An 18,081-nucleotide genomic window follows, 5' to 3' on the forward strand; every position below is an offset into this window, starting at 1 on the left:
AAAACTAGCTGGAGATCTTGAACAAGATATTCTCACCGTTGCTAGTAGTGATTCATTTTTAACTAAATTAAAATGCAAAAGGATCATTAGCAATAAGAACATAAATAGCATTTACGATTTTAGCGAGATCGGTCCCTATTTGGATGAATCTTTAATTACGGTCTTCGAAAACAGTAGTCAGAATATTTAAGACAACAAGGACGTTTATGTGTGTGATTCATAGAGATCGTTTCAAAATAATACGACTCTAAGAACAAAGAAATTAGACAGCGACTCAAGTGGATTGAGCTTTACGAAGAAACTAAAAATGCAGGTCTGGTTTGCCGCAGGTGTGGTATATCCAGACCCACTCTTCGTAAATGGTTAAAACGATACAAAGAAAATGGTCTAGACGGTCTTCAGGACGTTTCTAAACGCCCTCATACCTCGCCAAATGCTAAAATAAACCATCAGATAGAGGAATGGATTCTAAGCCTGAGAAAAGACAGGAAGCTTGGTGCGCGGAGAATCCAAAATGAACTTCTTCGCGAGCATAGTGTTCAATTATCGCTTGCTTCCATACATAAGGTGCTGACCAGACATGACGTTAAACCAATAGTATTTCAACGGAAGAAAAAAGACTTCATCCGTTACCAAAGACCTATTCCAGGTGATCGAGTGCAGATGGATACATGCAAAATCGCTCCTGGAATTTACCAATATACTGCTATTGATGACTGCTCTAGATATCGCGTACTGGATGTGTTTAACCGGAGGTCGGCAGCAAACACCCTTATTTTTATCGATAAGGTAATCGAGGAAATGCCATTTCCAATACAGCGAATACAAACCGACCGTGGTACAGAATTCTTCGCAGAGAAAGTTCAGCGAAAGCTGATGGATTATGGCATCAAATTTCGTCCTAACAAGCCTGGTTCTCCTCACCTGAATGGTAAGGTTGAAAGGTCGCAAAGAACCGACAAAGAAGAGTTTTATTCAACAGTAAACTTGAATCTAGACGAACTAAAAAACGAAACATTGCCCGAATGGCAGCATTACTACAACTGGCAACGGGCACATGGTTCGTTAAAGGGAAAAACGCCAATGGATATTGTCTGTGAAAGACTTGAACAAGCCCCACTTTGAGAAGAGGTTCACGAGGATTATATAACTGAGGACGAGCGCATTCAGCTATCAAATTATCAACGCGACCTGCAATTGAGAAAAGTGAAATGATGTCTATGAATCACACAACTCATGCCATATAAATCGACTTTCTAACACTCCAAACAATGGATAGTAACTCGCGATCACAACAGTGAGCGTTGGATAAAAACTTCGGTCTTTATCGAATTTATTTAACTTCGCCAATCCTATTATTAAAACAGCTACCAAAGCCCCTATTGAAGTACTCACTAACACTTTATTTACCCATGTGCCGGTAATAGAAAAATTGCCCCTTCCAGCGGCTAAAACTTGCCACGCTTCTATTCGTCTTTGCTTGAAGAAAACGCTTTTAATGCTTTTTCCAGTGAATATTTTGCGTTAGGCATAACGGAACCTGTGAATTCTTGTACCGCTTGATGGATTTCATGCTCAGCTGGGTTTCTTTCAATTATTCCCAAGTTAAGTAACTTAATTCTGTCCGCTTAGTTTTTACTATGTACCACTGTGTTGTCCTGTTTTTGTTTGTTATGGCTGTACGATCAGGCGTAACGTAAGTCTGATCGTTGCTATTGAAATAATTACTTTTTATGGGTTTGCCCAGGAGGAACACGGTGGCAACTCCAGGGTTTGTGTTTTGCATTTTCACGAATGTTTTCGTCAACGAATTGGTAATAGCCTTCTTTCATTTTTGTCCAAAAGTCGTCCGAAATGTCTGCCCCGTTGTCACGAATGATTGTCTCAATGCCATCTAAATTGCAGTGGGTTGCATCGTAGCCTATATGCAGGGTACTTTTGGCGTCCTCAAATGAAACTGCATCGATTCCAAAGGTCCCATCAATGCCAGCAATAATTGCTTCTATGTTATCTTCGGTAATACCAACCAACTTTAAATGCCGTACGACTAAATTCGCCTCTGATACACCGACTCTGTGATCTAGATCGCTCATCTTTTCCTCCTATAAATCGATTGTTAACTTGTTTATGTTCGTCATTTCTTTAATTATTTAAAACACTATTGGCACCGAGCTGCTGCTTCATTAACGATTGTAAAATTGACATTCTTCGTTCAAGATAAAACAAATGTTCGTCTACCGAATTTCCCATGACTACAAAGTCGCCCCCTGCTAAACCGCTGTCGATAAGAACGAGACTTCGTTGAAGGCCATTTGTGTACGTTTCTTCCAGATGTGCTTTGTGTTGCAGGTCTGTTTCACTATGGAGTCTCTTCTCAATATTCGTTAAATAAATTTCCATCATTTTCATATGCTCAACGATGAGAGTTTGCCTATCAGAGACGTCGTTGATCCGTTGTATGCGTTGCATTAGTGCATCCATGACAAGCTCATTACTTCGAAGCATATCATCCGCACTCATCGACGTTTGAGCAGCAGCAAATGTCGCGGGTAACACCCCTCCAACAAACAGTAATGACAGTAGTACTTTGTTCATTTTGTAATCCTTAATTAGTGCTTGAAACGTTTGAAATACCCATACGGGGAAACCAACCTGGCGTCGTTTGTTTATAGTGTCTGTAGCTATCACCAAACTCGGATTCAGCTTGCTGCTCTTCTCGCGTGGCGAGTCGAGCATAAACGACAATAAGAATTGGAAACATAAGTAAGGTTGGCAGTGTTGGCCATTGCAACAAAAAGCCAAACATGATCAGTATAAATGCAACATATTGAGGATGCCGGCAGCGAGCGTACCATCCAGTAGTGGCTAAACTATGCGATTTTTGCGCGTGGTGTAGGACACTCCAAGAAGCGGATAGTAAAAAGAAACCTAAAATGATGATGACATTACTTAAGATGTGTAAAATATCCCAGTGAGCATCGCCGGATAGCCCTAGCAAAGTATGCCACAAGTGACCATTTTCATGCGCTAAAAAGTCTACCCCTGGATAACTTTCCGCTAACCACCCTGACAAAAAGTATATTGTCAGGGGGAAACCATACATTTCGGTAAATAAGGCCACGATAAAAGCGGAAAATACACCTAGGCTTCGCCAATCTGTTTTCGACTTCGGCTTGATAAAACTAAACGCAAAAAAGATAAAAATGGCTGAGTTTATAATGACTAGTGCCCAGAGCCCATAATCAGAATCACCGTGCATTATTATTCTCCGTTTTATGTTTTCCTTTACGGGCCTGCTCTAACCCTTCGATATAGCCTTTTCGATATTGCTCATTGTCCTCGGTTTGTTCTTTAAATGTTTTTTCGGTGTGCTCATGTGTTTCATGTCCTTTGCCATGACTGCCGTGCATAAAAATGTGCATGACAAGGCACAACAACAAGATCAAGTAAGGTAAATACGGAAACACATGCTCACCATGCTCAACCAGCAAGAAGTAGCTCGCGGCGGTAATAAGGCCTATGGCAGACCAACCACTGGGGGTGCGCCAAAAGGGGACTTTTTGTTTACTCATAATACACCTCGCTTTGGTATCTTTTACGTTAATAAAAAGCGTTTAATCACTTGATCACCAACGTGCCACGATACATTTGCATCTGACAATGAAATGGGTAAACGCCGGCACTGGAAGCAGGAATAGTGACCGTCACTCGCTTGTTAAGCGCTAATGTTTCATTGATATCCAACTCCGGGATCAATAACGTTTCTGCACAGGGCGTTGCATCTTCTCTGACGAACATAAGCTGAACGGACTGATGCGCCGGCACCGTGATATTGGCAGGCTGATACACGCCGTCTTTTACAAGGACTTTGATACTGCCGTCTTTTATCTGGGTTGATTGTGCTTTGTAAAGCCAAAACCACCAAACAATAAGCCCAATCAGGATAAGCCCTGCTAAATTAATCCATATCATCATTGTGTACTCCTAGTGCTCTTTCGCTTTAAATAGACGTAATCGGTTAGCATTGGTCACCACCGTTAGTGATGAGAATGCCATCGCTGCACCAGCAATGACTGGGTTAAGCAGTATCCCTAAGAATGGATAAAAGACGCCTGCCGCAAATGGTATTCCGGCGACATTATAAATAAATGCGCCAAAGAGGTTTTGCTTGATGTTACGCAGTGTTGCTTTGCTCACGGCAATTGCATCCGCTAACCCATGTAGGGAGCCGCGCATCAACGTTATATCCGCACTTTCTATCGCTACATCAGTCCCAGTCCCAATCGCAAAGCCGACGTTGGCATGAGCAAGGGCCGGTGCGTCATTTATGCCATCACCGGTCATACCCACAATTTCGCCTTCACGTTGAAGCTCAAGTATTTTGTTTGCCTTATCTTCCGGCATCACTTCGGCAACGTAATCTGCAATCCCCGCTTTTCGGGCGACGGCTTTTGCGGTCAGTCGATTATCCCCGGTTAACATCACAACTCGTATCCCGTTATGCTGTAGCCGCTTTATCGCATCTATTGAGTCAGATTTTATTGGGTCAGCGACGGCAATTACGGCAACTAATGTAGAATCAATAGCAAAATACATAGGGGTCTTTGCATCCGCTGCTAACCTCTGCGCTTTGTCGATGTAATGATGAAGCTCGATCCCTTGGTCTATCATCAATTTTTCATTTCCAAATAGCAGGCGTTGAGAATTTAGCATGGCTTCAACCCCCTTCCCCGCAATGGACTGAAAATCAGTAACGGAATGGATCGGCACACCTTGCTCCTTTGCAGATTCAACGATCGCCATGGCAAGTGGATGCTCAGAACCAGACTCAAGGCTAGCCGCCAAAGAAAGCACATCGTTGTGACTATGATCTGAAGCTATAACGACATCTGTTACTTTAGGGGCCCCCTCAGTAATAGTGCCTGTTTTATCTAGAACCATAGTGGTTATTTTTGATGCAGATTGCAGCGCTTCGCCGTTTCGGATAAGAACCCCCGCTTCAGCCGCCTTTCCCACACCGACCATCACCGACATCGGTGTGGCCAAACCCAAGGCGCAAGGGCAGGCAATAATCAGTACTGTGGTCGCAGAAACGATTGCAAAAGCTACTTCAGGAGATGGACCATAATTCAACCAGGCCAGCGCACTGATCACGGCAATGATCATGACGACCGGTACAAAATAGGCGGAAATCATATCAGCTAATCGACCAATAGGCGGTTTAGAATTTTGTGCGCGTTTTACCATGTTAATAATTTGAGCAAGCGCGGTATCTTTTCCCACGCGCTCTGCTCGAAAGACGATAGAGCCTGATTTGTTTATCGTGCCGGCAACGACCTCATCGTCTTTTCGTTTTTCTATGGGCATGGGTTCACCCGTTAGCATTGATTCATCAATACTTGTCTGGCCCTCGACAACTAAGCCATCAACAGAGATGCGCTCCCCAGGGCGAACCCGGATAAGATCATTTAGCAGAACATCTTCAATCGGAATATCTATATCATGCCCATCACGAATGACGCGAGCTGTTTTGGCTTGTAAACCAATCAGTCGTTTAATTGCCTCGGACGTTTTACCGCGTGCTTTTATCTCAAGCGCTAAGCCTAAATTAATGAGACCAATTATCATGGCTGTTGCTTCAAAATAGACATGCCGCGCCATTTCAGGCACATATCCGGGGAAAAACACAACGACCATAGAGTACAACCAGGCTGTTCCTGTCCCCAATGCAATCAAAGTATCCATGTTCGCGGCGTGATTTTTAAAGGAGTTCCAAGCACCTACATAAAAATGCCGACCAGAAAACACCATAACACCCAATGTCATGATCCCTACAATCAACCACACGATCCGCTCAGTGGTCGTGTTGACGCTCATTTCCCCCGTCACCAAGCCATAAAGCATCAGTGGCACACCCAGAGATAATGCAATGACCATGTCTCGCATTAGTTTTTTATAATATGCCCAGTCCGCCTGTTCCTTTTCTTCAATGGCAGCCTCATCTGAATCCGTATTCGCTAATGTTGCGTTATACCCAGCTTGCTCTACCGCCTTAATCAATGCGTGGGAGGATGAACTGCCCATCACCAACACCGAGCGTTCAGCAAAATTCATCTCAGCATTGGTGACACCCGAGACCTGTTTTAAGGCCGCTTCAATTTTAGACACACAACTGGCGCAACTTGCACCTTGGATATTGAGTTGTAGCTCACCCGAAGACGCAGAGACTTGCTCAGTATGTGTTTCACTCTCGACCGCCTTACTAGCGGTTGATACTTTTTTGTCACCGCCACAACACGAATGAATTTTCGCATCGTCCGTTTTTGAATTCATGAGCCACTCCCTCTCTAAATAATGTTATGATTTAAGTGTTGTGAAACCTTCAATCAAATGGCAAATCGTATCGGCCGTTGGATGCTGATCCGGTGTATTTTCCCATTCTGAGATTGCTTTTCGCATGCGCAGTCTTAGCTCATGCATGTCCTGATACCGCTGTTCAGTTTCTTTCAACCTTTGTTCAATAAGGCGCCGAACCGTCGGGCATGGCGCGTTGGTTTGTGATGACGTGAACAGAATTTCCTTAATATCATTGATAGAGAAATCTAATGAACGCGCGCTTAAAATAAACCGTAGTCGTGTCACATCAGCGGGCCTGTAATACTTGTAACCATTGTGCGATTTACTTGGCACCAAAAAACCAATGCGCGTGTAATACCGTACGCTGTCCGCGCTAATCTCTAGTGCATCTGCAATTTGTTTAACGCGCATTTTAACGCTCCTCTTTTATCAACATAGATATGCGGTTAAGCACGCCTTTAATCCTATGTTCTACTCTCACGTTACTAGGGTAAACCTATGTGTTGCTCACAGGTCAACACCTATTCTTTCAGCAGATCCTTGGAAGCGGCTCATCTTCGAGTTCATTCATGAAACGTCTTCCTCCCATTGGCGTAACAATGGTCACGCGCCCTTTTGATTCGGTGTTTTTTACTATTACACCAATGTGTTCGGCCTGCTCCCCGTTTCGAATGCTCCGCCAGTGTTCTAGCACCTTACCGCTTATGTCAGGGGCAACAACAGCAACAATGCGTCCCTCACACGCTAAAACAAACGGATCAAAGCCTAATATTTCACACACGCTTGCCACTTCAGGTCGCACCGGAATATTATTTTCAATTAACTCGATATCGAAGCCTGTTTCATTAGCAACGTCATGGAGTAATACTGACAACCCTCCACGAGTTGGGTCACGCACAAAACGAACACCTTCCAAATGCTTGATTGGATCAATAAGAGGAACAACGCTTCCACAATCAGACTTTAGCTGACCTTGCAAACCATAGTCCTCGCGAGCAAGCAGGACACACGCACCGTGATCACCTACAGAACCACTAACCAGTACATGATCGCCTGCCTTTATAAGACTGGTATCCCAAATCGGCGCATCTCGGCTGTCTCCAACACCCGTTGTATTGATAAAAACGCCGCCACCACTGCCTTTCGGGACAACTTTCGTATCACCTGTTACAATGGCGACCTTCGTTTCTTCGGCAGCTTGATGCATTCCATTAACGATTTGTTTCAATGTTGAAAGGGAAAAGCCTTCTTCAATAATAAATGCAGTACTGATGTACCGTGGTGTTGCCCCAACGACTGCTAAATCATTGACGGTACCGTAAACACTCAACGCGCCTACATTGCCGCCTGGAAATGTTGGGGGGGATACAACGAAGCTATCCGTTGTTATACTCAGATAAGGACCATCAAAAGTTACTGTGGCGGCATCATGAAGCAGATCTAGATCTTTGTTCGCTTTATTTTTAAAAACATGATCAATGAGTCTTTTTGTCAGTGTTCCGCCGTTCCCCTGAGCTAATTGAATAGATTCCGTGCCCAACGGCTCTGATGATGAATGATTATTGCCCTCTGCGCTTTTCATTATGACCTCCGTGAACAGTATTCGTGGATTTGCCCAACACTTATTGCGGCATCGTTTAATGGCAAACTACTTGGAATAACCACAGGAATGTCTGATTGTAAAAACCGTTGTGATATACCGTCACACAAAATGCGATTTTGGAAGACGCCTCCTGCCAATCCAATGTGGTCAAAATTAAACTTTTTACGGCAATGTAGGGTTACCTCCCATACCGTTTCAATTAACGAAGCGTGGAAATTTGCAGCACGAGTTTGAGGAGACACTTTGAAATCAAATAGTTCCGGTACCAGTGTTCGCCAATCCATTTGAATAAATTCGTCGTTTTTCTGGACCAACGTTAACGGCATAACCTTAGAGGGCGTCGACGCAACGCTTTCCAACATCATCGGCGCCTGCCCTTCATAAGAGACTTCGCTCTGTTCACAGCAGGCAAATGCCGCCGCGTCGAACAGTCTTCCCATTGAACTACTAACATGACAATTGAGTTCGTTTTGCCATGCGTTGTAGCTTAATTGTTGTGGATCAAATGGTTTAAAATCAATGCCGGTGAAATTAGTACCCCACACTAGTGATGCTGCACTTCGCCATGGTTGATTTGGAACCTTGTTGCCGCCTTGCAACTTCATAGGCGCTAATGAGGCAACACGTTTCCAATTGCCCGGCGTCCCACAAAAAACTTCCCCTCCCCACATCTCGCCATTCTCGCCTAATCCCGTTCCATCCCACACGAAAACCAAGCTTGGTGTCGATATTTCAGCAGCTAATGCCCACGCTGATGCATGAGCGTGGTGATGTAAAACTTTAGTAGTCGGTAGTTCACTGCCTTTGGCCCAACGGGAACTGATATAGCCAGGATGGCTATCGCAAAGAATACGCTGTGGATGAACATGATAGAGAGCTTGAAAGTCACTGATACATTTTTCAAAGTGCGCTTGCATTATCGGAGAATCGAGGTCGCCAATATGCGGTGTTACGATAAGTCGATTGTTCAAAGCTATTGCGACTGTATTTTTCTGATTCGCGCCAACAGCAAGCATTGGTTCCTGCACAGTATATGGCAATGATAATTCTATCGGACTTATACCCCGCCCCAGGCGAATTGGAATGGTGCCTGACTTAAGCGTTCGCAGCACAGAATCATCCAGTTTGTGAAAAATGTCTCGATTATGGTGCACGAAGATGTCTGCCAACATCGTAAGGTGTTGCTGTGCCGATGACGTCGATGTGACCATCGGTTCACCGTAAATATTTCCTGACGTAGCCACCATGGGGCGATTGAATTGCTGCATAATGAGTAAATGCAGTCCGCTGCACGGCAACATCACCCCCAAATCACGAAGCATGGGCGCTACGTTATCTGCAATGGGTACATTCGATTGCTTTTTTGCAAGTAAAATGGGTCGCACGGGGCTTAGTAAGAGCGCTCTTTGATGACTGTCTACAGCAACGCATTTATCTAACCAATCCTCACTTGTTTCGTCTGCACGAGGCTCTGGGAGCATGACCGCGAAAGGTTTATCTGGTCTATTTTTACGCTGGCGTAAAAGGTCTACCGCTTCAGTGCTTTGTGCGTCACAGAGCAAGTGATAACCGCCTATACTTTTTAACGCGACAATTTTGCCTTGATTCAAATATGCGACAACCGTTGCTACAACATCAACATCGCCTTGCGAGACCACGCGCCCGCCGACAGTTGAACAAAATACTTCAGGCCCGCATACGCGACAGCTTATTGGTTGAGCATGAAAGCGCCTATCAGTTGGCGATTGATATTCTTTACGACATAACTCACACATTGGAAATGCTGACATACTCATGTTCTTTCTGTCGTATGGCATTGCTCGCAGCATAGAAAATCGTGGACCACATTTACTGCAAGCGATAAAGCTATAGGTGCCACGTCGGTTAGTATTTGACAGTAACTCAGCTTTACACGCTCCACACAAATAGACATCTTTGGGGATTGATATCGCCCCGCACGCTATATCATGACCGCTTTCTTTTATCGTGAACGAGTCTACATTACTCAGTTTAACCTGCTTCTTTTCCAGCAAGGATATGGAAACTAGCGACCCATTGTTCAGTAAGTCGAATACAAATTGTTCAACGTCTAGCTCAGTGCCTTCAGCGTGTATTCGCACACATCCACAGTCGTTTTGTACCCAACCAACAATACTTTTTTCATACGCTAAGCAGTAAACTAACGGTCTGAACCCAACCCCCTGGATGACTCCAGTAATGTTCAACTCATAGGCGATAGTTTTACTCTTATTCGTATTGGCAACATATGTGCGGGCAGTTGTCATCACTTCATCTCCACCTTTAGCGTATTCCCCTTTTTGATAACATTTGTTATCGAGCGCTCACCAGAGCTATACCAAATTCGGCAAGCCCCCTCATCAGACACCATACATGCGCCTTTAGGGGATGCTGGTTTGCATTCCTGACCAAAAAACGGGCACGCATCAGGTGTCATTTTTCCGAGGATCACTTTTTCACAGGGCGATGTGGTTTCAGGAACGTTTTGCGCACATTGCGAAGGGAAATCGACTGGCGCATAATCGTTTGTGGCGTCTAGGTGCGATAGTCTCGAAGCAAAGGAAAATCCAGAACCAGGAATAACACCAATTCCTCGCCAATGTGCGTCAACGATAGTGAACGCTTTATTGATTATTGCTTTAGCTGCTGCATTGCCGTTTTGCTTTACCACTTCGGGATAGCGGTTACTCAGTGTGACGACTTTATTTGAACAATTACCGAGCAGCGTTTGGAGCGACAACAGCAAACTTTCTGGATGAAAACCAGCAATACTGACAGGCAAATTATGATGGTCGATTGCAAACTGCCATTCTTCACTACCCATAATTGTCGCAACGTGGCCTGGCGCAATCAGTGCATCAAAAGTATTCGGTTGACTCTCAAGCACATGGGCAACTGCTGGCCAAGTAAGTCGTCCAGACAATAATACTTTAAAGTTATTGGGTAAATCATTAAGCAGTGTTGCTGCAATCGGTGCCATAGTCGTTTCAAAACCAACAGCAAAAAACACAATAACCTTACGAGGTTCTTCCAATGCTATAGATACCGCTTCTTGAGGAGAAGATATCGGACGGATATCGGCCCCTTGATTTTTTGCGTCTATCAATGAGCTACAGCCACCCATTTCGTGTTCGACTGGGACGCGGAGCATGTCACCAAAACTAACGATAACGACATTTTCGTTAATGGCTAAGTGTATCGCGTATGCAATATCCTCTTCGGGGCAAATACAAACGGGGCACCCTGGCCCAGGTATCAGATGAATATTGTGCTGAAACAACGTTCTAAATCCAGCGCGCGTAATCGCACGCTCATGGCCACCGCAAACATTAAGAATACGAAACGGTTTTGAAAGCGAGGTATTCTTAATGTCTCTTAGCAACGATTCAACACTGTACATAAGACTTTAGACTCCGCTATTTTGTAACGACTGAGACTGATGAGCTGTAATGGCGTGCGTAAAATAAGAAAACCAACGCTCTAGATGTTGACTTTTCAATGAAGACACTTCGAGAACGGGCGCATCGTTGCCCACTTTACGAAATGATTCAATCGCGCGAGGTACATTGAATTCATCGTGAAATTGCAAGTAATCGGTCTTAGAAATAAGCATGACGTCCGCGGCACGAAACATCACTGGGTACTTTTCAGGCTTATCATCACCTTCTGGTACGGACAGCAAAATAATGTTTAAGTGCTGTCCTAAATCAAAACACGCTGGACAAATCAAATTGCCAACATTCTCTATAAACAAAACGTCTAGTTTTTGTAAGCTAAATCTTCCAAGTACCTTTTGCACCATACTGGCGTCCAAGTGACACCCTTGGCCCGTGGCGATTTGCTCCGCCTGCACACCATGACGTCTAATTCTATTTGCGTCATTTTCAGTTTCGAGGTCGCCTTCAATCACCGCCATCGCGTATTGCGACTTAAGCGCACGTATCGTTTCTTCGAGTAGCCGGGTTTTTCCACTGCCTGGGGATGACATCAAATTAATCACTAGTACATTATGTGCGTCAAATAAAGCACGGTTTGCTATCGCTTGGCTGTCATTGTTGCTTTTTAAATTTGCGTGAACCTCAACGATATTTGCTGATGGCTTGTCAGTTTTCTCTGATTTTACTTGCGTTTCGCAACCACAGTTACCGCACATGTTTTCTCTCCTTTGATTCTGTAAAATTGTCAGGTGCGATAAACTCTATTCGTTGCAATATAAATTCATCGCCCTCAATGAGGTCGGTTTGCCAAGCACCGCAACTTGCACATAGGATACTATTCACCGAAACTCGGCTGAATTCGCCACACAATTTACAGCGTATCTTGATAGCGCTTGTGTCAATTCTAAGCGTTGCCTGATCGCCAATGGTGTGAGTTCTACACGCCAAGAACGCATGGTGCAGCAAGTCAGGCTCAACACCTGACAGTGGGCCGACTTTGACGTGAACCAGACTGACAGACTTATTCATGTTTGCTCGCTGGTGAACAGCGACTGTGTCAAGCAAGCTATAGCAAAGACTAATTTCATGCATCGTAAGCAATGACCTGATCGAGCATCTCCCATGTCACCTGCGCGTCATCATAGGTGATCACTTGGAGAGCATAACCAACATGTACCATCACATAGTCGCCAACTTTGACCTCTAGCCCTTGCACTAAATGTAAACTCACCTCGCGAGAGACACCTTTCGCTTCACACGTTGCGTTAAAGCCTTTAATTGCAATGACTTTCATGGGGATAGCGAGACACATTACTGTTTTACCCGTTGATAGGGCCTACTTGCTCTAGCTCGATAAATAAACAGCGCAACGGTGACAAGCACGATTGTTGACACCAGAGATCCCAAAAGTAGTGAATGATCGCCTTGATGACCCGGGTGCGCATAACTAACGGGTGAACCTACCACCAGATAGAAAAAGGCAATTAAAGAAGTAACTGACTTTCTAATACTATTTTTGATTTTCATAATATTCCTCAAGTAAGGTTAACGAACTTTTAGACGCAAACGCTCTTCCCCTGTTTCGTCCATTACGTGCACGGCACATGCTAAGCAGGGGTCAAAACTATGAAGTGTTCGCAAAATCTCTAAAGGTTGGTCAGGATCATGTAGCGTATGTTTATCTTGCAGAGCGGCTTCATAAGCACCTGCCTGTGAGTTGGGATCTCGAGGTCCAGCGTTCCATGTCGTAGGCACGACACATTGGTAATTCTCAATTTTGCCATTTTGCATGACCAACCAATGCCCCAACGCGCCACGAGGCGCTTCCATCACGCCTACCCCCTGGCCTTTAATTGGCCAATTGGTAGGGTCAAAATACAGAGGGTTAAACGTATCGGTATCGCCCTTTGCGATATTATCCAATAGTTGGTCATACCAAGACTGTAGCTGGTTAACCACAATTTTTGTTTCCACTGCTCTGGCGAGCGTCCTACCGAGTGTGGAGAAAAGTGCAGAGGTCTCTAAATCCAAGATAGAAAGAGATCGATTAACGATGTCTTGCGCAGCGGCATCTTTTTTAGCATACATCATTAGCACGCGAGCCAGCGGTCCCACCTCCATCGCATGGCCTTTCCAACGCGGACTTTTTAACCATGAATATTCAGCCCCTACATTTAGGTGCTTGTAAGGCGGTTTCGGACCAGTATACTCGAGTGTTGTTTGTCCATTAAAAGGGTGTAAACCACTTGCGTTCCCTCCACTATATCGATACCAGGAGGAAGAGACGAATTCTTGAATTTCAGAGGGATCATCTAGATCAAGGTCATGCACTTTACTCAAGTCTCGACCAAGTATTGCACCTCGTGGAAACAAGAAAGAATCAGGGTCATCCATTGATGTCATGGGTAAGTCTCCATAGGTAAGAAAGTTACCCAGCCCTTCCCCTCGTGTCCCCCACTCTTTGTAATAACCCGCAATCGCCACAATATCGGGGTAATACACCTGATCGACAAAGCTCTTCATTTGCGTGATAGCATCTTGTAGTTGAACTAATCGACGCGTGTTAATACCCGTTGACGCATTGAGATTAATCGGTGAAGGCACGCCGCCAACGACAAAATTAGGATGAGGGTTTTTCCCTCCAAATATGGTGTGAACTTTTACAACATCACGCTGCCACGTTAGCGCATCTAAATAATGTGCTAATGCCATCAAGTTAACTTCAGGTGGCAGTTTATAGCCAGGATGCCCCCAATACGCGTTACTGAATATCCCTAGCTGCCCAGACTCAACCAGCGTTTTGACTTTTTGCTTCATATCTTTGAAATATCCCGGCGATGAACGAGGATAATCACTCAATTGACCGGCGAGCGCAGCGGTTCTCGTTGGATCTGCATCTAGTGCAGAAACAACGTCAACCCAATCTAGGGCATGCAAGTGATAAAAATGCATCACGTGATCATGCACATATTGGGTTGCAATCATGATGTTTCTTATCAGTTGTGCATTTTGAGGGATAGCCATTTCTGCTTCACTCAGTACGCCTATTGAAGTACGTGACTGTCGGTGCCCTTTTTTACCATGTTGCATCGGTCCTTTTGGCATAGATGTCATGGAGGGCTTTCCAATGGCAACCCCTAATTTTGCGTTTGACCGCCAAGCTTTTCTAATTGCATCTTCGACAGCACGCACCGATGCCATACCATGCACCAGCGTGCAGACGCCACAGATACGTTGCGCAAAAGCCCAAGCGTCACGCGGATCTCTGCCTTGTAAAATCAGTTCAATTCCCCGAACAGACGTGCCCGATGAGAACGCCTGTTTGATGGTATTCCCATCCATTTCAGCTTCTATTCGAAGATGCCCTTCAATTCGAGTGATAGGATCGACGACTAACCGGTTGTTACTTGCTGTATTTTCCATGAGCCTTGCCTATTATCTTATGAGTTTTTCCCAGCATGCTTCTGTGCACCTTTGCCGGGTTTGGATTTGTACCACTCCCATGGACCCAAGGCTTGGTAAAAGCTGCTTTTATCCCAGAAATCGGGCTCAGAGCAACCAAGACACGGATGACCAGATTCGATAGGAAAACTCGTGCCTTGATTCCATTTAACCGTTGCACATGCGTTAAAGGTTTCGGGCCCTTTACAACCAAGTTCGAACAAACACCACCCATTTTTTGCCCCCTCATCATCAAACGATTTTGCAAATTTACGTTGTTCAAAAAATGGGCGTCGATAACATCTGTCATGGATGCTTTCACCAAAAAAAGCGAGTGGGCGTTGTAATTCGTCGAGATCAGGGAGACGCTTAAACGTCAGGTAATGAACCAACACAGCTGTAATCGCGATAGGCAGTGGCGGACAGCCTGAAATGTTTACGATTGGCTTGTCTGTAATAATGTCGCTTACTGCCACTGCCCCCGTCGGATTTGGGTTTGCTTTAGGGATCCCGCCAAAAGACGCGCAGGTACCGATGGCAATAATACCCGCAGCATCTTTTGCCGATTCTCTCAGCATATCGACATTACTCATGCCACTGATCGTTGAGTATCCTGGGTTACCCACCGGAACCGAACCATCAACCAACAACAAATATTGCCCTTTGTGCGCGTTCATCGCCGCACGCCTAGCGTCTTCAGCTTGCTCTCCCGCAGCAGCCATTATCGTATGCTGATAATCCAACGAAATATGATCGAAAATAAGGCTTTCCAATGTGGGAGCATGAGAGCGCAATATTGCTTCGGTACACCCTGTGCACTCTTGAAAGGGCAACCAAATCACAGAGGGTCTTCTCGCATTGCCAAGGGCAGTCGCCAAATCGGCAACAGCGCTTTGCGGCAATGCCAGTAAAGACGCCGTTGTAGCGCAAAACTTAAGAAATGTGCGTCTTGAGATACCGGACGCTTGTAACTGCTTGTTTAATGTTGGTAGCGCCATTTCAATCCTCCTTAGCCGTTTCATCAGAAGATTGATGAGACAACGAATGGATGTCAGACACTATATTGCTGAGCGATAACACCATATCTTCTGGCTGAGATTTTATGATTGGTGGACAGGTACAGATATGAACGTATTTGCCCATGATCTCCACATCTTCGTTATAGTGAATTTCAAGCCAAACGCCTGCGTAGCGTGATTCGATTAGCACCGTATCACCCAGCGCCTGAATATCAGCTTTAACCTCTCCATGCCCAAGAAAAGCTTCTAACTGCGCTTCTTCGCTAGCGCTTAAAGGCAATCGTCGCAGATCAATCGTGGTTTGTTCTTGTCGTTCAATTAACTGAGACAACGCATGACGTATCTGATGCAAAAGCGGCATTACGTTGCCGGTTTTTTCAGCATTGGATGTCATAAAAATGAGTTCTTCGGTCATCGTGCCTCCTTTTGGGTTGCCGGTTTATAGGCCTGAATGTCGTCGCTTGATAAGCAAGCAAATGCGATATCGATGATCGATGATAACGCTGCATTTACCTTTGGACTCAAAGAGGTTCCCCACTCTATCGCCTCAGGCTCTACGCCAATTAACGTCACCGCAGAAGGTTTTGAATATAACGTTTGGCTGGTCAACAATGTATCGCGTAACGTGATCTGGTGAACGGAATGGGTCGTCGCTTGCTTAAACTGATCCGCAATTGCCTCGTCCTCAAACACTCTCACCGTACCAGGCGAACAGCGCATGTAGGCCGCGTCGATGACTATCGTATGATCGGAACTCGCGACCCACTCCAAAAGTTCATAGCTCAGTGTCCCAGCGTCAATGCAAGATACATTTGAATAAGACTTTAGCAGGGGTTGCAGAGCACGAACCGCGTGCACACCAACGCCATCATCTCGCTGCAGTAGATTTCCAACACCAATGATAGCGTAGCGCTTAGCCGCATTTTTAATTTGGTCAATTGTTGGTGTAGTTTCTAGTGATAGCATCGGTATTTTCCTTATTAGCTATGAGGTGCTGGAATTGACCAGCCAATCACAAAGAATAAACAGAGAACGATCACCGATAGACCAAGTAATTTTGTTGACCTAATGCGTTGACCTGTGCTTTGACGCATCACGAGTTTGATCACGATTATTGTTTGGATCAGGTAATAAAGTGCAAACCCTTTTGAAGCGAGATTAATAATTTCAAATACGTTAGATGACCAAACTAATATACCTGCGATGGCGATAACTAAAACGTAGTAAAATTGGGGGGAGATAGGTAAATGGAAAAGCTCTTTTAAGAGGCCTCCGCCACCGATAGTATCGGCTAATGCTGCACTTAACTGACTTGCCGTGGCGGCAACCAGTAATAAAATCGGCAATACCCATATTGCTTGCCCTAGGGTGTAGCTAATCGTTGTTTCGTTTAATTCCGTGATCGGAAAATTCAGGAAAATAGGACACGTTAGACCGATAAAAACAACATAGAGAAAAATAGCGATCCACTGAGCATAACGACTCGCTTTAATGCGCTGTTCTGGCGTATAGTTATTCCCCATAAAACGGGTTGTCTCGAACCCTTGCGTTACCATGAGCATCCCTGCGAGCATGCTAACAGTTTCAAAATGGCTCAATGCCTGTATCGCTTCATGTTGAAACCAAGCACTTTGTACTTGTATGTCGTAGGTTGCCAGCGCTGCGAGCACACCAACTATAATAGCCAATTTTATTGTCACGGCGAATAGCTCAATGGTCTCTAGCCCCCTAGCACCTCGAAGCCAAGCGACCACCATAATGATGACAAGCAACCCACTGGTAAACAGTTTGATGTACGTCGTATCAGAGATAGATAAACGATCAAAAACAAACGCTGCAAACAAACTAATATAAAACGCCACGGAAATGGCATATGCCGCACCAAGCGCCCATTGACTTGCTTTTTCAAGCGTCATAATACTGCTTTGTTGATTGCTAGCTAGCTCAGGTTCTGCGTGGCGTATATTGAAGCGAATAACCGACCCCAGCGCATATGCCAGAATGGACAACAACACTATTCCAAGCAGTGCCCATTTCCCCATTACCGAATGCAGCAGTGGTGCAATGATCAAAAAGCCACTACCAATAATGGAAGCCAACGGTGTGACTGTTGCTCGCCATTGGAAAGATTGTCGTAAGCGAGGCAGACACAATACTATTGCGATCAGCACCGAGGTTGCGAGCGCAATGGAATTTGTGATCACAG

General features: G+C 45.0%; 20 protein-coding genes and 2 pseudogenes. 2 read left to right on the plus strand and 20 right to left on the minus strand.

Annotated features, from left to right (window positions below; genetic code table 11):
• Window positions 1–190, plus strand: a pseudogene (locus tag WA381_RS18725) (hypothetical protein); the annotation flags it as partial.
• A gap of 71 nt (window positions 191–261) precedes the next feature.
• A pseudogene (locus WA381_RS18730) lies at window positions 262–1,215 on the plus strand (IS481 family transposase).
• A 251-nt stretch (window positions 1,216–1,466) separates the two neighbouring features.
• On the opposite strand, the gene WA381_RS18735 reads toward WA381_RS18730, so the two are convergent.
• The 20 genes from WA381_RS18735 to WA381_RS18830 form a co-directional block, all read right to left on the minus strand.
• The gene (locus WA381_RS18735; protein ID WP_239302190.1) at window positions 1,467–1,604 is read right to left on the minus strand and encodes a hypothetical protein; all 138 of its coding nucleotides are present in this window, start codon (window positions 1,602–1,604) and stop codon (window positions 1,467–1,469) included.
• A 120-nt stretch (window positions 1,605–1,724) separates the two neighbouring features.
• Window positions 1,725–2,093, minus strand: a complete 369-nt coding sequence (locus WA381_RS18740; RefSeq protein WP_012516876.1) for a hypothetical protein — start codon at window positions 2,091–2,093, stop codon at window positions 1,725–1,727.
• Between the two features lie 49 nt (window positions 2,094–2,142).
• Window positions 2,143–2,595, minus strand: coding sequence for a hypothetical protein (locus tag WA381_RS18745; RefSeq protein ID WP_156087396.1), 453 nt, complete (start codon window positions 2,593–2,595; stop codon window positions 2,143–2,145).
• 10 nt (window positions 2,596–2,605) lie between these two features.
• Entirely contained in the window at window positions 2,606–3,259 is a 654-nt protein-coding gene (locus WA381_RS18750; protein ID WP_014997006.1) for a methyltransferase family protein, read from the minus strand.
• Window positions 3,249–3,572, minus strand: coding sequence for a DUF2933 domain-containing protein (locus tag WA381_RS18755; protein ID WP_014997005.1), 324 nt, complete (start codon window positions 3,570–3,572; stop codon window positions 3,249–3,251). The genes WA381_RS18750 and WA381_RS18755 overlap by 11 nt, the downstream gene beginning before the upstream one ends.
• Before the next feature lie 46 nt (window positions 3,573–3,618).
• On the minus strand, window positions 3,619–3,975 hold the full coding sequence (locus WA381_RS18760) for a cupredoxin domain-containing protein (RefSeq protein WP_012516868.1): 357 nt from the start codon (window positions 3,973–3,975) through the stop codon (window positions 3,619–3,621).
• A gap of 9 nt (window positions 3,976–3,984) precedes the next feature.
• Window positions 3,985–6,333 carry a heavy metal translocating P-type ATPase gene (locus tag WA381_RS18765; protein ID WP_015066021.1) on the minus strand — a complete coding sequence of 783 codons (2,349 nt, stop codon included), beginning with the start codon at window positions 6,331–6,333 and terminating at the stop codon, window positions 3,985–3,987.
• Window positions 6,334–6,357: 24 nt separating this feature from the next.
• Window positions 6,358–6,768, minus strand: coding sequence for a MerR family transcriptional regulator (locus WA381_RS18770; protein ID WP_156087395.1), 411 nt, complete (start codon window positions 6,766–6,768; stop codon window positions 6,358–6,360).
• Between the two features lie 118 nt (window positions 6,769–6,886).
• Window positions 6,887–7,939: a hydrogenase expression/formation protein HypE gene (gene hypE / locus WA381_RS18775; RefSeq protein WP_012516865.1), complete on the minus strand. Its 1,053-nt coding sequence runs from the start codon at window positions 7,937–7,939 to the stop codon at window positions 6,887–6,889.
• Window positions 7,939–10,245, minus strand: a complete 2,307-nt coding sequence (hypF, locus tag WA381_RS18780; protein ID WP_015066019.1) for a carbamoyltransferase HypF — start codon at window positions 10,243–10,245, stop codon at window positions 7,939–7,941. Before hypF ends, hypE begins: the two co-directional genes overlap by 1 nt.
• Window positions 10,245–11,378: a hydrogenase formation protein HypD gene (gene hypD / locus WA381_RS18785; protein ID WP_015066018.1), complete on the minus strand. Its 1,134-nt coding sequence runs from the start codon at window positions 11,376–11,378 to the stop codon at window positions 10,245–10,247. The genes hypF and hypD overlap by 1 nt, the downstream gene beginning before the upstream one ends.
• A 6-nt stretch (window positions 11,379–11,384) precedes the next feature.
• Entirely contained in the window at window positions 11,385–12,131 is a 747-nt protein-coding gene (hypB, locus tag WA381_RS18790) for a hydrogenase nickel incorporation protein HypB (protein WP_020742696.1), read from the minus strand.
• The gene (locus WA381_RS18795; protein WP_012516861.1) at window positions 12,121–12,507 is read right to left on the minus strand and encodes a hydrogenase maturation nickel metallochaperone HypA/HybF; all 387 of its coding nucleotides are present in this window, start codon (window positions 12,505–12,507) and stop codon (window positions 12,121–12,123) included. Before WA381_RS18795 ends, hypB begins: the two co-directional genes overlap by 11 nt.
• A complete protein-coding gene (locus WA381_RS18800; protein WP_015066017.1) occupies window positions 12,500–12,727 on the minus strand; it encodes a HypC/HybG/HupF family hydrogenase formation chaperone in 228 nt (75 codons plus the stop codon). The genes WA381_RS18795 and WA381_RS18800 overlap by 8 nt, the downstream gene beginning before the upstream one ends.
• Window positions 12,727–12,942: a hypothetical protein gene (locus WA381_RS18805; RefSeq protein WP_012516859.1), complete on the minus strand. Its 216-nt coding sequence runs from the start codon at window positions 12,940–12,942 to the stop codon at window positions 12,727–12,729. Before WA381_RS18805 ends, WA381_RS18800 begins: the two co-directional genes overlap by 1 nt.
• An 18-nt stretch (window positions 12,943–12,960) precedes the next feature.
• The gene (locus WA381_RS18810; protein WP_015066016.1) at window positions 12,961–14,838 is read right to left on the minus strand and encodes a nickel-dependent hydrogenase large subunit; all 1,878 of its coding nucleotides are present in this window, start codon (window positions 14,836–14,838) and stop codon (window positions 12,961–12,963) included.
• Window positions 14,839–14,855: 17 nt separating this feature from the next.
• Window positions 14,856–15,854, minus strand: coding sequence for a hydrogenase small subunit (locus WA381_RS18815; RefSeq protein ID WP_015066015.1), 999 nt, complete (start codon window positions 15,852–15,854; stop codon window positions 14,856–14,858).
• A 1-nt stretch (window position 15,855) separates the two neighbouring features.
• Window positions 15,856–16,290: a hydrogenase expression/formation C-terminal domain-containing protein gene (locus WA381_RS18820; RefSeq protein ID WP_006991848.1), complete on the minus strand. Its 435-nt coding sequence runs from the start codon at window positions 16,288–16,290 to the stop codon at window positions 15,856–15,858.
• The gene (locus tag WA381_RS18825) at window positions 16,287–16,841 is read right to left on the minus strand and encodes a HyaD/HybD family hydrogenase maturation endopeptidase (protein ID WP_020742695.1); all 555 of its coding nucleotides are present in this window, start codon (window positions 16,839–16,841) and stop codon (window positions 16,287–16,289) included. The genes WA381_RS18820 and WA381_RS18825 overlap by 4 nt, the downstream gene beginning before the upstream one ends.
• A gap of 14 nt (window positions 16,842–16,855) precedes the next feature.
• Window positions 16,856–18,079 (minus strand): hypothetical protein, encoded by a 1,224-nt coding sequence (locus WA381_RS18830; protein ID WP_043959777.1) that lies wholly within the window; start codon window positions 18,077–18,079, stop codon window positions 16,856–16,858.
• Window positions 18,080–18,081 lie beyond the last annotated feature (2 nt).

It is taken from the genome of Alteromonas sp. CH_MED4-4 (assembly GCF_037029575.1).
GTDB classification, from domain to species: Bacteria; Pseudomonadota; Gammaproteobacteria; order Enterobacterales; family Alteromonadaceae; genus Alteromonas; species Alteromonas macleodii.